Annotated in this window: 16 protein-coding genes; 15 read left to right on the top strand and 1 reads right to left on the bottom strand. The window is 75.2% G+C overall.

Annotated features, from left to right (window positions below; all coding sequences use genetic code 11):
- Positions 1-5: 5 nt before the first annotated feature.
- The 3 genes from EV384_RS29285 to EV384_RS29275 all read left to right on the top strand — a co-directional run bounded on the left by EV384_RS29285 (position 6) and on the right by EV384_RS29275 (position 3529).
- Positions 6-920, top strand: a complete 915-nt coding sequence (locus tag EV384_RS29285; RefSeq protein WP_130338372.1) for a hypothetical protein — start codon at positions 6-8, stop codon at positions 918-920.
- A 117-nt stretch (positions 921-1037) separates the two neighbouring features.
- Positions 1038-2555: an AAA family ATPase gene (locus tag EV384_RS29280; RefSeq protein WP_130338370.1), complete on the top strand. Its 1518-nt coding sequence runs from the start codon at positions 1038-1040 to the stop codon at positions 2553-2555.
- 47 nt (positions 2556-2602) lie between these two features.
- Positions 2603-3529 (top strand): DUF2567 domain-containing protein, encoded by a 927-nt coding sequence (locus EV384_RS29275; RefSeq protein WP_130338368.1) that lies wholly within the window; start codon positions 2603-2605, stop codon positions 3527-3529.
- Here EV384_RS29275 and EV384_RS29270 read toward each other — a convergent pair.
- Positions 3444-4148 (bottom strand): LON peptidase substrate-binding domain-containing protein, encoded by a 705-nt coding sequence (locus tag EV384_RS29270; RefSeq protein ID WP_130338366.1) that lies wholly within the window; start codon positions 4146-4148, stop codon positions 3444-3446. The genes EV384_RS29275 and EV384_RS29270 overlap by 86 nt on opposite strands.
- 231 nt (positions 4149-4379) lie before the next feature.
- Here EV384_RS29270 and hisD point away from each other — a divergent pair, with 231 nt between their 5' ends.
- The 12 genes from hisD to hisF all read left to right on the top strand — a co-directional run bounded on the left by hisD (position 4380) and on the right by hisF (position 12735).
- Positions 4380-5702 (top strand): histidinol dehydrogenase, encoded by a 1323-nt coding sequence (hisD, locus tag EV384_RS29265; protein ID WP_130338364.1) that lies wholly within the window; start codon positions 4380-4382, stop codon positions 5700-5702.
- Complete coding sequence (locus EV384_RS29260; protein WP_130338362.1) at positions 5699-6784, top strand: histidinol-phosphate transaminase; 1086 nt, start codon at positions 5699-5701, stop codon at positions 6782-6784. Before hisD ends, EV384_RS29260 begins: the two co-directional genes overlap by 4 nt.
- A gap of 45 nt (positions 6785-6829) precedes the next feature.
- Entirely contained in the window at positions 6830-7441 is a 612-nt protein-coding gene (gene hisB, locus EV384_RS29255) for an imidazoleglycerol-phosphate dehydratase HisB (protein WP_130338360.1), read from the top strand.
- Between the two features lie 8 nt (positions 7442-7449).
- Positions 7450-7599, top strand: coding sequence for a hypothetical protein (locus EV384_RS35170; RefSeq protein ID WP_165440108.1), 150 nt, complete (start codon positions 7450-7452; stop codon positions 7597-7599).
- Positions 7599-8222 carry an imidazole glycerol phosphate synthase subunit HisH gene (gene hisH / locus EV384_RS29250; protein ID WP_130338358.1) on the top strand — a complete coding sequence of 208 codons (624 nt, stop codon included), beginning with the start codon at positions 7599-7601 and terminating at the stop codon, positions 8220-8222. The genes EV384_RS35170 and hisH overlap by 1 nt, the downstream gene beginning before the upstream one ends.
- Positions 8223-8397: 175 nt before the next feature.
- Positions 8398-8721 carry a hypothetical protein gene (locus tag EV384_RS29245; RefSeq protein WP_130338357.1) on the top strand — a complete coding sequence of 108 codons (324 nt, stop codon included), beginning with the start codon at positions 8398-8400 and terminating at the stop codon, positions 8719-8721.
- A gap of 16 nt (positions 8722-8737) precedes the next feature.
- The gene (gene priA, locus EV384_RS29240; protein ID WP_130338355.1) at positions 8738-9466 is read left to right on the top strand and encodes a bifunctional 1-(5-phosphoribosyl)-5-((5-phosphoribosylamino)methylideneamino)imidazole-4-carboxamide isomerase/phosphoribosylanthranilate isomerase PriA; all 729 of its coding nucleotides are present in this window, start codon (positions 8738-8740) and stop codon (positions 9464-9466) included.
- Positions 9463-9876 carry a RidA family protein gene (locus tag EV384_RS29235; protein ID WP_130338353.1) on the top strand — a complete coding sequence of 138 codons (414 nt, stop codon included), beginning with the start codon at positions 9463-9465 and terminating at the stop codon, positions 9874-9876. Before priA ends, EV384_RS29235 begins: the two co-directional genes overlap by 4 nt.
- Before the next feature lie 92 nt (positions 9877-9968).
- A complete protein-coding gene (locus EV384_RS29230; RefSeq protein ID WP_130338351.1) occupies positions 9969-10415 on the top strand; it encodes a MarR family winged helix-turn-helix transcriptional regulator in 447 nt (148 codons plus the stop codon).
- A gap of 1 nt (position 10416) precedes the next feature.
- Entirely contained in the window at positions 10417-10848 is a 432-nt protein-coding gene (locus EV384_RS29225; protein WP_130338349.1) for an organic hydroperoxide resistance protein, read from the top strand.
- 47 nt (positions 10849-10895) lie between these two features.
- Complete coding sequence (locus EV384_RS29220) at positions 10896-11894, top strand: NADP-dependent oxidoreductase (protein WP_130338347.1); 999 nt, start codon at positions 10896-10898, stop codon at positions 11892-11894.
- Positions 11895-11967: 73 nt separating this feature from the next.
- Entirely contained in the window at positions 11968-12735 is a 768-nt protein-coding gene (hisF, locus tag EV384_RS29215) for an imidazole glycerol phosphate synthase subunit HisF (protein ID WP_130338345.1), read from the top strand.
- Positions 12736-12774: the final 39 nt, after the last annotated feature.

Raw genomic sequence — 12774 nt, 5'->3', positions numbered from 1 at the left:
GACCCGTGCCCGCCGAATCGCCGCGCCCGCGCCGCGGGCTGTCGACGGCGCGGGTGCTGACCTGGGTGGCGCTGCTCTGCGCGGTGGCGGTGCTGCTCGCCGCCGCCCGGGCCGGGCAGCGCGAGCCGGTGGGTGACCGCACCGTCGGCGAGGTCACCCGGGTCGGCGTGGCGGCCGGCGACCCGGTGCCGGCGTACCTGCGCGCCGCCGCCGACGAGCTGGCCCGGCTGACCGACCCCACCGGACCGGCGCCCGGCACGTACGCGCTGGTCTCCTTCTCGGCGTACCTGACCCCGCAGCGGGTCGCGGCGACGCTCGGCCCGACGCCGGTCTCGGCGGTGGTGGCCCGGGTGCCGCTGCCCGGCCGGCAGACCGAGATCGTCCGGATCGCCGCGCTGCGCGTACCGCAGGACGTGGTCGCCGGGATGGCCGAGGTGGCCGCGCGCAAGGACGGGGAGGCCGCCGACTACCGGGCGCGCGCCGCCGCCCCGGCCGCGTCCGCCGACGCCGAGCTGCACCGGCTGTACGACACTGGCGCGCGGGTCGCGGCCGAGGAGGCGGCGGCGTACCGGTCGGCGTGCGCCTGCGTGTACGCGGCGGTGATCCGCGCCACGTCGGTCGCGCTGCGTGGCCTGGCCGTCCGGCCCGGGGTGCGGGCCGTCGACCCGGCCCCGGAGGTGAGCCGGCTGGACCGGACGGTCTTCACCCCGCCGCTGCCCGAGCAGCGTGACGTCGCCCGGCCGCCGGCCGACGCGGCGCTGGCGCCCGCCACGCCGGCCGGGAAGGCCCCGGCGGTGGGCGATTCGTCGGAAGCCGCACGGACGGTGAGCGCCTCCTCACCGGGCTCCGGCGGGTCCGCGCCGGGCGGAACGCCGCCCAGCACCGCCCCGACCTCCCCGGACGCGGCCGGCGGGGGCTGACCGGGGCCTTGCCGGTGAGCATGCCCACCGGGGGATGTGCGCGGACAGGTGTGGTCCGAATAGGGTTTCGTTCGTAGCCTGTCAGGCGGAGATCGATGTGGCTGGGGAGGGCGAGCCTTGGACGGCAGCGAAACCGGCTGGGGTCGGCAGGCTGAGCCGGCACCGCGGTGGCGGGCGCTGCTCGACCGGGCCCGGCTCGGCCGCGGCGCGGAGCAGGCCGAGGCCGACCGCCGCGCCGAGGAGCCGGCCGCGCCGACTCCCGAGGCGATGCCCCGGCGCGGCGAGGGCAACGGCTGGTCCGGGCGGGCGCCGGCGATCGGGCACCCCGCCGAACTGTCGTACGGCGCCGAGCCGGCCTACCGGGTCGAGGCGACCTACCGGGTCGAGCCGGCCTACCGGGTGGACCCCGGGTACCAGGCCGAGCCGCGCTACCGGGCGGAGCCGGCCTACGGCGCGGAGCCGGCCTATCCGGCCGAGCCCGGCTATGCCGCGGAGCCGGCCTACCGGGCCGAGCCGCCGTACCGGGCGGAGCCCGAACCGAGCCACCCCGACCGGGAGCCGCACCGGGGGTCCGCCTCCGTCGAGTCCCGGTACTCGGTCCTGGACAACGGCTACCGGCACGAGCCCCCGCCGGTCGAGTCCCGGTACGCGCTGCTGGACAACGGCGGCTACCGGCCGGAGACGTACCAGCAGCCCGAGCCCGCCTACCAGCCGCCGGAGCCGGTGGCCCCGGCGCCGGCCGGTTACCAGCAGCCGGCGATCGCCGACTCCTACCCGGCCCGGATCGAGCCGGCCCGGGTCGAGTGGCGGGCCCCCGCCCCGGAGAGCGACCTGGACCGGGCCGCCGGGGTGCTCCGCCGTGAGCTGGGCACCCCCCGGGTGCTCGCCTTCGCCAACCCGAAGGGCGGGGTGCACAAGACCACCGCCACCGTGCTCGCCGCCGCCACGGTGGGCAGCGTCCGCGGTCGCGGGGTGCTCGCCTGGGACGACAACGAGCTGCGCGGCACCCTCGGCCTGCGCGCCGGCAGCGCCCGGCACGCCCGGACCATCCGGCACCTGGTCCACGACCTCGCCCAGATCGAGATCCTGGAGGGCGAGACCCTGCTGGCGCACCTCGACGACTACCTGCGGCACGCCTCCGACGGCTCGTACGACGTGCTGGCCGGGGAGGAGAGCCCCCGGTTCGCCCAGCGGCTGGACCAGTTCACCGTCAAGCGGGTGCTGGAGCTGCTGCGGCGCACCCACGACGTGGTCTGCGTGGACACCGGCAACAACGTGGAGAGCTCGAACTGGCGGACCGTGATGCAGGCCGCCGACCAGCTCGTGGTGACCACCGTGCCGCGCGAGGACGCTGCGTTCAGCGCGGACTGGATGCTCGACCTGCTGCACGAGGTGGGGATGGGGGAGTTGGCCGACAACGCGGTCACCCTGATCTCCTGCCCGACGCCGGGCCGCTCGTCGCTCCAGGACGACCTGGAGCGGCACTTCGCCACCCGGACCCGGGCGGTCGCCGTGGTGCCGTACGACCCGGCGCTGGAGACCGGCTCCTCGATCGAGTACCACCAGCTTCAGCCGGAGACCCGGCAGGCCTGGCTCAGGGCCGCCGCGGTGATGCTGGAGCCGTTCGCCCGCTGACCGCTACCGCCGCCCCATGACGGACCGACGCCTGAGAGGATCATCGGGTGAGTTCGGACACCCCTGATCCCGAGCGGGCCGCGCACCGGCCCGGCGAGCCCGGTCGCGCCGGTGCCGGTCCCGAGCCCGGGCAACCGGCCGGATACCCACCCGCCGGCCTGCCGGTGCCGGCCGGCACCCCGGCCGGCGCGCCCGGCGCCGACCCGTTCGCCTGGGCCGGCCCGGGAGCCGAGCACCGCCCGGCGACGGTCGCCGGGCCCGGCGGGCCCGCCGTGACCGCCCGACCCGCCCGCGGGGTCCGCCGGGCGGTCGGGCTGACGCTGGGGGTGGCGCTCCTGCTGACCGTCCTGGGCGCCCCGCTGGGGCTGCTCTGGGCGGCCGTCGCGCCGGACATCCCGGTGATGAAGACCGCCGAGGGGGCGATCTACGCCACGCCCCAGCCGGAGCAGCCGGTCGCCGCCGACGGCTGGTTCAGCCTGCTCGGACTCGGCTTCGGCGTACTCGCCGCGATCGCCCTGTGGTTCCTGCTGCGCCGCCGTCGGGGCCCGGTCGGGCTGCTCGCCGGCACGCTGGGCGGCCTCGGCGCGGCGGTGGTGGCCTGGCAGGTCGGCCGCCGGATCGGGCTGTCGACCTACCAGCACCTGCTGGAGACCGCCCCGGACGGCCAGGCCTTCACCAAGCCGGCCGACCTGCGGGCCGGCGGAGTGGACTGGTTCGTCGTCCCCCACGGCAACCTGCTGCTGCCCGCGTTCGGCGCGGCCGTGACGTACACCCTGCTGGCCGGCTGGTCGCGCTGGCCGTCGCTGCGCCCGGAGCCGGAGCCCTACGGGGCCTGGCCGCCACCGGCGGCGGGGGCCGGCGGCTGGGGCGTCGGCCCGGCGGAGGGGCTCAGTTCGGCGCCGGCGGACCGGCCAGCTCGCTCAGCGGCACCGGAACCGCCCGGACCTGACGCAGCAGAGCCGCCTCGCGGTTGAGCAGCCGCAGCTCGGCGCGGAGCCGGCCGGCGGTGTCGTCGATGGCGAGCAGCCGCTGGCGGTCGGCGACGGTCAGCGCGGCGGTGGCCGCGACCAGGTGCGACAGCACGGTCGGGTCCTCCGGCAGCTGCTCGGAGATCTCCTCCGGGTCCGGCCGGATCAGCCCCAGGTACTGCCGGAAGACCGAGATCACCCGGGCGGCGAGCAGGTCGGCGACCTCGTCCGTGCCGGTCGGCTCGGGCAGCCACTCCACCTCGGCGGTGAGGTACGGCGCCGAGCGGTCGTCGACGTCGGCGATCCGGAACCGCCGCCGGCCGACGGTGACGATGTCGAAACCGCCGTCGGCCAGCTCGGTGACCTGCCGCAGCTCGGCGGTGCAGCCCACCTCGTGCAGCGTCACGTCCCCGCCGCCGGGCGTCGGCCGCCCGGGCGGCCCGGCCGGGGCGACCTCCCAGCCGGCCCGGATCGCCACCACGCCGAACTCGCGCGGCGCCCCCTCGGGCAGCCCGACCAGGTGGCGCACCAGCTCCCGGTAGCGCTCCTCGAATATGTGCAGCGGCAGCACCAGCCCCGGGAAGAGCACCGTTCCGAGCGGAAACACCGGCAGCCGCGCAGTCACGCGTCGAGCGTAGTGCGGTTTCCACTGACTTTCACCGGGTGTCCGGTGGGTGTTGTGGATCCTCGCCCGCAGTCAACATCCCCGTACGACGCTTTGCCAACGGCGGGCAACGCGGCGGCGTTCATCGGCATCGCATCAGTTCGATCGAGACCCGTCAGCGTGTCCCGGCTCACCGTCCCGGCGTACGGGCGGCGCGGGTCGGCTCCGGACGGGCCGCCTAGACTCGCAAGGGTGTTGAATCGGATCGACCTGCGCGGCGGGGTCCGTGACCCACGCCGCCTGCTGCCCCGTGCCCAGCTCGACGTGTCGGTGGCCGTCGAGCGGATCCGCCCGCTGGTGGAGGCGGTCGGGGAGCATGGTTACCCGGCGATCCGGGAGGCGAGCGAGCGGTTCGACGGCATCTCGCCGGAGCGCCTGCGGGTGCACGCCGAGGCGATCAAGGAGGCCGAGGGGACCCTCGACCCGCGGGTCCGCGCCGCGCTGCTGGAGTCGATCACCCGGGCCCGCAAGGTCCACGCCGACCAGCGGCGCACCGACCACACCACCCAGGTGGTGCCCGGCGGCACGGTGACCGAGCGCTGGGTGCCGGTCGACCGGGTCGGCCTGTACGTCCCCGGCGGCCTGGCGATGTACCCGTCGACCGTGGTGATGAACGTGGTCCCCGCCCAGGCGGCCGGGGTCCGCTCCCTGGTGGTGGTCAGCCCGCCGCAGCGGGACAACGGCGGCCTGCCCGACCAGCGGGTCCTCGCGGCCTGCGCGCTGCTCGGCGTCGACGAGGTCTACGCCGTCGGGGGCGCCCAGGCGGTGGCGATGCTCGCCTACGGCGCGACCGTGGACCCGGACGGCGCGGAGCGCTGCGAGCCGGTCGACATGATCACCGGCCCGGGCAACATCTGGGTGACCGCCGCGAAGCGGCTGCTGCGGGGCGTGGTCGGCATCGACGCCGAGGCCGGCCCGACCGAGATCGCCATCCTCGCCGACGACACCGCCGACCCGGCGCACGTCGCCACCGACCTGATCAGCCAGGCCGAGCACGACCCCCTGGCCGCCAGCGTGCTGGTCACCCCGTCGGTCGCCCTCGCCGACGCGGTCGAGCGGGAGCTGGCCCGGCAGGTGCCGGCCACCAAGCACGTCGAGCGGGTCACCACGGCGCTCACCGGCGAGCAGAGCGGCGTCGTCCTGGTCGACGACCTGGCGGACGGGCTGCGGGTGGTCGACGCGTACGCGGCCGAGCACCTGGAGATCCAGACCGAGAACGCCCGGGAGTGGGCGCTGCGGGTGCGCAACGCCGGGGCGATCTTCGTCGGCGCCTGGTCGCCGGTGTCGCTCGGCGACTACTGCGCCGGCTCCAACCACGTGCTGCCCACCGGCGGCTGCGCCCGGCACTCCTCCGGCCTTTCGGTGCAGTCCTTCCTGCGCGGCGTCCACCTGGTGGAGTACACCCGGGACGCGCTGCGCGACGTCGCCCCGCACGTGGTCACCCTGGCGACCGTGGAGGACCTGCCGGCGCACGGCCAGGCGGTCAGCGCCCGCTTCGCCGAGGAGGGCTCGTGACGACGCTGGACGACCTGCCGCTCCGCGACGACCTGCGCGGGCTGAAGCCGTACGGGGCGCCGCAGCTCGACGTGCCGGTGCGGCTGAACACCAACGAGAACTCCTACCCGGTGCCCGAGCCGGTGGTGGACGCGATCGGCAAGGCCCTCGCGGCCGAGCTGCGCGACCTCAACCGCTACCCGGACCGGGACGCCGTGGCGCTCCGCGCCGACCTGGCCTGCTACCTGGGCCACGGGCTCACCGTCGACCAGGTCTGGGCGGCCAACGGGTCCAACGAGATCCAGCAGCAGCTGCTCCAGGCGTTCGGCGGCCCCGGGCGGACCGCGCTCGGCTTCACCCCGGCGTACTCGATGCACCCGCTGCTGGCGCTCGGCACCGGCACCGGCTGGATCCCGGCCGCGCGCGGCGCCGACTTCGGGTTGACCGCCGCCGACGCGGTGGCCCAGGTCCGCGAGCACCGCCCGGATGTGGTCTTCCTCTGCTCGCCGAACAACCCGACCGGCACCGCCCTCGACCCGGCGGTGGTCGCGGCGGTGCTCGACGAGGCGCCCGGCATGGTGGTGGTGGACGAGGCGTACGCCGAGTTCGCCCGCCCCGGCACGGTCAGCGCCCTGGCGGTGCTGTCCGGCCACCCCCGGCTGGTGGTGGCCCGGACGATGAGCAAGGCGTTCGGCTTCGCCGGCGGGCGGCTGGGCTACCTGGCCGCCGACCCGGCCGTGGTGCAGGCGGTGCAGCTCGTCCGGCTGCCGTACCACCTCTCCGCGCTCACCCAGGCCGCGGCCCGGGCGGCGCTGGCGAACCGGGACGCCCTGCTCGGCACGGTCGCCGCGATCATGGCGCAGCGCGACCGGATCGTCGGCGAGCTGCGCGCCCGGGGCCACCGGGTCGCCGACAGCGACGCCAACTTCGTGCTCTTCGAGGTGGGCGGCGACCAGGCCGCCGCCTGGTGCACCCTGCTCGACGCCGGCGTGCTGGTCCGCGACGTCGGCCTGCCCGGCTGGCTGCGGGTCACCGCCGGCACCCCCGCCGAGACCGACGCCTTCCTTTCCGCGATGGAGAAGGTCCGTGGGCGCGAGGAGTGAGCCGCTCTTGCGAGCCCCGCAGTCGCGAACGAAAGGTTGCCCAGCATGAGTCGCACCGCCCGGATCGAGCGGATCACCAAGGAGACCAAGGTCCTCGTCGAGATCGACCTCGACGGCACCGGCCAGGCCGAGATCAGCACCGGCGTCGGCTTCTACGACCACATGCTGAACCAGATCGCCCGGCACGGAGGCTTCGACCTGACCGTGCGCACCGTCGGCGACCTGGAGATCGACGCCCACCACACCATGGAGGACACCGCGCTAGCCCTGGGCGCCGCGTTCGACCAGGCGCTGGGCGACAAGGCCGGCATCCGGCGGTACGGCTCGGCCACCGTCCCGATGGACGAGGTCCTGGTCCGGGCCGCCGTCGACCTCTCCGGCCGGCCGTACGTGCTGCACGACGAGCCGGCGCTCGCGCCGTACATCGGGCCGGTCTACCCGACCAGCATGACCCGGCACATCTGGGAGTCGTTCGGCCAGGCGGCCCGGATCACCCTGCACGTGGACGTGCTGCGGGCGGCCCGGCCCGGCGGCCACCCGGACGCCCACCACGTGGTCGAGGCCCAGTTCAAGGCGGTCTCCCGGGCGCTGCGCGAGGCCACCGCGATCGACCCGCGCAACGCCGGGGCGATCCCCAGCACCAAGGGCGCGCTCTGATGGGGACCGTGCTGTTGATTCTGGCCGGCGTGCTGGTCGGCGGGACCTGGTCGTTGCACAAGCAGGGCGCGGCGCGGGCCGCGGTGGTGGTCACCGGGGTGCTGGCCGCGCTGGCCACCGTCGGCGGGCTGCTCTGGCTGCTGCCCGGGGAGGGTTGATGAGCAAGCGGATCGTGGTGCTCGACTACGGCTCGGGCAACCTGCGCTCGGCCGAGCGCGCCCTGGAGCGGGCCGGCGCGGACGTCACGGTGACCGACGACCTGGCCGCCGCCGCCGAGGCGGAGGGCCTGGTGGTGCCGGGGGTGGGCGCGTTCGCCGCGTGCATGGCGGGGATCGAGGCGCTCGGCGCCGGTCCGGTGATCGCCGAGCGGGTGGGAGCCGGCCGGCCGGTGCTCGGCATCTGCGTGGGGATGCAGGTGCTCTTCGAGCACGGTGACGAGCACGGCGTGGTGACCAAGGGGCTCGGGCTGCTGCCCGGCGGGGTGACGAAGCTGCCCGCCGAGCGGCTGCCGCACATGGGCTGGAACACGGTGCGCGCGCCGGAGGGCTCGGTGCTGTTCGCCGGTCTGCCCGCGGACAGCCGGTTCTACTTCGTCCACTCGTACGGGGTGAACGACGTGGCCGGGCTGGCCGCCGCGGGCGCGAAGGTCACCACCGCGCACCACGGCACCGACTTCGTGGCGGCCGTGGAGCGGGGCCCGTTGTCGGCCGCCCAGTTCCACCCGGAGAAGTCGGCCGACACCGGCGCCGCGCTGCTGCGCAACTGGCTCGCCACCCTGTGAGCGCGAGGAGTGAGCCGGGTCTGCGAGCCCCGCAGTCGCGAACCATGGTGGCTCCGGTGAGCGCGAGGAGTGAGCCGGGTCTGCGAGCCCCGCAGTCGCGAACCATGGTGGCTCCGGTGAGCGCGAGGAGTGAGCCGGGTCTGCGAGCCCCGCAGTCGCGAACGATGGTGGGCCGGTGAGCAAGGAGCGGGCCCGCCGCCGGGCGGCCCGCCAGGCCGAGGTGGAGGCCGAACGCGCCGTCCGCCGCCGCCGGGTAGCCCGCCGGGAGCGCCGTCGCGCCGTCGTACGCCGGCTGACGCCGAAGGTGCGGCGGGGCCGCACCGGCCGGCTGGCCCGGCACACCCGGGGCGAGCGGGCCGCGATCGTGCTGCTCACCGGGGCGGCGCTGGGCGGGATCTGGTATTTCGTCGACGACCTGGCGCTGCGGCTGGCGTTGGTCGTGTTGTTGCTGCTGGTCCTGCCGGCGATCGTGGTGATCGCTTTGGACCGTCGTACCTGATGCGAGGAGAAGAGCGTTGAGCCTCATCCTGTTGCCCGCCGTGGACGTCGCCGACGGCCAGGCCGTCCGGCTCGTGCAGGGCGCCGCCGGCAGCGAGACCACCTACGGGGACCCGCTGGAGGCCGCGCTGGCCTGGCAGTCCGACGGCGCGGAGTGGATCCACCTGGTCGACCTGGACGCCGCGTTCGGCCGGGGCACCAACGCGCACCTGCTCGCCGAGGTGGTCCGGCAGCTCGACGTGAAGGTCGAGCTCTCCGGCGGGATCCGGGACGACGAGTCGCTGCACGCGGCGCTGGGCACCGGCGCGGCCCGGGTCAACATCGGCACCGCAGCGCTGGAGGACCCGGAGTGGTGCGACCGGGTCTGCGGCGAGTACGGCGACCGGGTGGCGATCGGGCTGGACGTGCGGGGTCGTACCCTCTCGGCGCGGGGCTGGACCCGCGACGGCGGTGACCTGTACGAGGTGCTGGAGCGGCTCGACAAGGCCGGCGCCTCCCGGTACGTGGTTACCGACATCACCAAGGACGGCACGATGCGCGGGCCGAACCTGGACCTGCTCCGCGGGGTCTGCTCCCGCACCGACGCCCCGGTGATCGCATCCGGCGGCGTCTCCACCCTCGACGACCTGCGTGCCCTGGCCGGCCTGGAGCCCGTCGGGGTGGAGGGCGTGATCACCGGCAAGGCGATCTACTCCGGCGCGTTCACGGTCGGCGAGGCGCTGGAGACGTTGCGGGCGGCCGGGTGACCGCCGTCGCGGGGGACGGCGCGGCCGTCACCCGGCTGGGCTCGGGCGGACCGTGGGAGGCCGTCTTCGGCTACTCGCGGGTGGTCCGGGCCGGGAACCTGGCCTGGACGGCGGGCTGCACCTCGACGGTCGACGGGCGGGTGGCGCACGTCGGGGACGCCGCGGCGCAGACTGCCCAGGCGTTGCGGATCGGCCTGGACGCGCTGGCCGAGGTGGGCGCGGAGCTGGCTGACGTGGTCCGGACCCGGATGTACGTGACCGACCGGAGCTACGCCGACGAGGTGGGCCGGGCGCACAACGCGGTCTTCGGGGCGGTCCGCCCGGCCGCGACGATGGTGGTGGTGGCCGGGCTGATCGACCCGGAGCACCTGGTGGAGGTCGAGCTGGAGGCCTGGCTCGGCGACCGCTGACCCCCGCCGACCCGTCCGGGACGCGGGTGGGCGCGGTCACACCGCATCCAGATCAGTTGTGCACAACTTGATTGGACACTACGGTATTGGACGTGACCGATGATCTGGTGCTGCGCCGGCAGGTGTGCTTCGCCCTCTACGCGGCGTCGCGCGCCCTCACCGACGTCTACCGGCCCATCCTCGACGAGCACGGGCTGACCTACCCGCAGTACCTGGTGCTGCTGGTGCTCTGGGAGCGCGGCGACGAGGCCCCCACGGTCTCCGAGCTCGGCGCCCAGCTCCGGCTCGACTCCGGCACCCTCTCCCCGCTGCTCAAGCGCCTGGAGGCGGCGGGCCTGGTGGTCCGCAACCGCTCGGCGCGCGACGAGCGCCGGGTGGAGGTGGGCCTCACCGAGCGGGGCCGGGAGCTGCGGCAGCGGATGGCGGACGTGCCGATGCGGATCGCCTGCGCCACCGGGCTCACCGAGGCCGAGCTGATCGGGCTGCGCGACACCCTCACCCGGGTCACCGAGACGATCCACCGACAGAAGGAGCAGTGACATGCAGGTGCTCTACACCGCCTCCGCCCGCGCCACCGGTGACGGCCGGGACGGCCACGTCCGCACCTCGGACGGCACGCTCGAGCTGGACCTGGCGATCCCGAAGGAGATGGGCGGCGCCGGTGGCGCGGCCAACCCCGAGCAGCTCTTCGCCGCCGGCTACGCGGCCTGCTTCCACTCCGCGCTGCGGCTGGTCGCCCGCCGTGCCAAGGCCGACGTCAACGGCTCGGTCGTCGAGGCCGAGGTCGGCATCGGCCCGAACGGCAGCGGTGGCTTCGGCCTGACCGTCGCCCTCGTGGTCGACCTCCCCGCCGTCGAGCGCGCCGCCGCCGAGCAGCTGGTCGAGGCCGCCCACCAGGTCTGCCCGTACTCGAACGCGACCCGTGGCAACATCGAGGTCGCCCTCACCGTCCGCGAGGCCGCGTCGGCCTGAGCGCCGGCGACAGCCCCGACCCCTCGCGTACGAAAGGACGAACTCCGATGAGCGCCAACCGTGAGATCCACCTGGCCTCCCGCCCCCAGGGCTGGCCGACGGCCGAGAACTTCCGCCTCGTCACCACCGAGGTGCCCACCCCGGGCCCGGGCCAGATCGTGGTCCGCAACCAGTTCATGTCGGTCGACCCGTACATGCGGGGCCGGATGAACGACGTCAAGTCGTACGTGCCGCCGTTCCAGCTCGACGCCCCGCTCGACGGCGGCGCGATCGGCGAGGTGGTGGCCAGCGAGGTCGAGGGGATCAAGCCCGGCGACACCGTCCTGCACGGCCTGGGCTGGCGGGAGTACGCGCTGCTCGACGCGAAGGCGGCCCGCAAGGTCGACCCGAGCCTGGCGCCGGTGAGCGCGTACCTGAGCGTGCTCGGCATGACCGGCCTGACCGCGTACGCCGGTCTGCTGGACGTGGCCGCGATGAAGCCCGGCGAGACCGTCTTCGTCTCCGGCGCGGCCGGCGCGGTGGGCAGCATGGTCGGCCAGATCGCCAAGCTCCGGGGCGCGTCCCGGGTGATCGGCAGCGCCGGCTCGGCGGCCAAGGTCGAGCGGCTCAGGGCGCTCGGCTTCGACGCCGCCTTCGACTATCACGACGGTCCGGTGCGCGACGCGCTGAAGGCCGCCGCCCCGGACGGCATCGACGTGTACTTCGACAACGTCGGCTCCGAGCACCTGGAGGCCGCGATCGGCGCGCTGAACCTGCACGGCCGGGTCGCCGTCTGCGGCATGATCGCGCAGTACAACTCCAGCGAGCCGCCGGCCGCGCCGCGCAACCTGGCGCTGGTGATCGGCAAGCGGCTCACCCTGCGCGGCTTCCTGGTCAGCGACCACGGCCACCTGCGCGACCAGTTCGTCCAGGAGATGTCCGGTTGGCTGCGCGACGGCAGGATCTCGTACGACGAGACGGTCGTCGACGGCATCGAGAACGCCCCGGAGGCGTTCCTCGGCGTGCTGCGCGGCGAGAACCTGGGCAAGATGCTCGTCCGGGTGTGACCCGGAACTCGTTCACGGCGGTCGGCCCGGTCGGGCCGGCCGCCGTGCCGTTCGCGTTGGATAGGCTCGCGGCATGACGGTGGCGGTACGGGTGATCCCGTGTCTGGACGTGGACGCCGGCCGGGTGGTCAAGGGGGTCAACTTCCTCGACCTGCGCGACGCCGGCGACCCGGTGGAGCTCGCGGCGGCGTACGACCGGGCCGGCGCGGACGAGTTGACCTTCCTCGACGTCACCGCCTCCGCCAGCGATCGGGGGACCATGCTCGACGTGGTCCGCCGCACCGCCGAGTCGGTGTTCATCCCGCTGACCGTCGGCGGCGGCGTACGCCAGGTCGCCGACGTCGACACGCTGCTGCGCGCCGGCGCCGACAAGGTCGGCGTGAACACCGCCGCGATCGCCCGACCGGAGCTGATCGCCGAGATCGCCGACCGGTTCGGCCGCCAGGTGCTGGTGCTCTCGCTCGACGTCCGACGCGCGCCGGCCGGCACCACGCCGAGCGGCTTCGAGGTGACCACCCACGGCGGTCGCCGGGGCACCGGGATCGACGCCGTCGAGTGGGCGCGCCGCGGCGCGGAGCTGGGCGCGGGGGAGATCCTGCTGAACTCGATGGACGCCGACGGCACCAAGACCGGCTTCGACCTGGCGCTGATCCAGGCGGTCCGCGCGGTGGTCGACGTGCCGGTGATCGCCAGCGGCGGCGCCGGCGAGGTGGCGCACTTCCCGCCGGCGATCGGCGCGGGCGCCGACGCCGTGCTGGCGGCCAGCGTCTTCCACTTCGGCGAGCTGACCGTCGGCGAGGTCAAGGACGCCCTGCGCGGAGCCGGCCACCCGGTCCGCTGACCACCGCCCCCTGACCCGCCGAGCCCGCGCGCTGTCCCG

The sequence above is a fragment of the Micromonospora kangleipakensis genome, from assembly GCF_004217615.1.
In the GTDB taxonomy this organism is placed as follows: Bacteria; Actinomycetota; Actinomycetes; order Mycobacteriales; family Micromonosporaceae; genus Micromonospora; species Micromonospora kangleipakensis.
This window is presented reverse-complemented; position numbering and strand designations above follow the sequence as displayed.

Coding starts and splice junctions, on each gene's coding strand:
- hisB (WP_130338360.1), top strand. CDS start 6,830: ATGAGTCGCACCGCCCGGATCGAGCGGATCACCAAGGAGACCAAGGTC.
- hisF (WP_130338345.1), top strand. CDS start 11,968: ATGACGGTGGCGGTACGGGTGATCCCGTGTCTGGACGTGGACGCCGGC.
- hisH (WP_130338358.1), top strand. CDS start 7,599: ATGAGCAAGCGGATCGTGGTGCTCGACTACGGCTCGGGCAACCTGCGC.
- EV384_RS29225 (WP_130338349.1), top strand. CDS start 10,417: ATGCAGGTGCTCTACACCGCCTCCGCCCGCGCCACCGGTGACGGCCGG.
- EV384_RS29220 (WP_130338347.1), top strand. CDS start 10,896: ATGAGCGCCAACCGTGAGATCCACCTGGCCTCCCGCCCCCAGGGCTGG.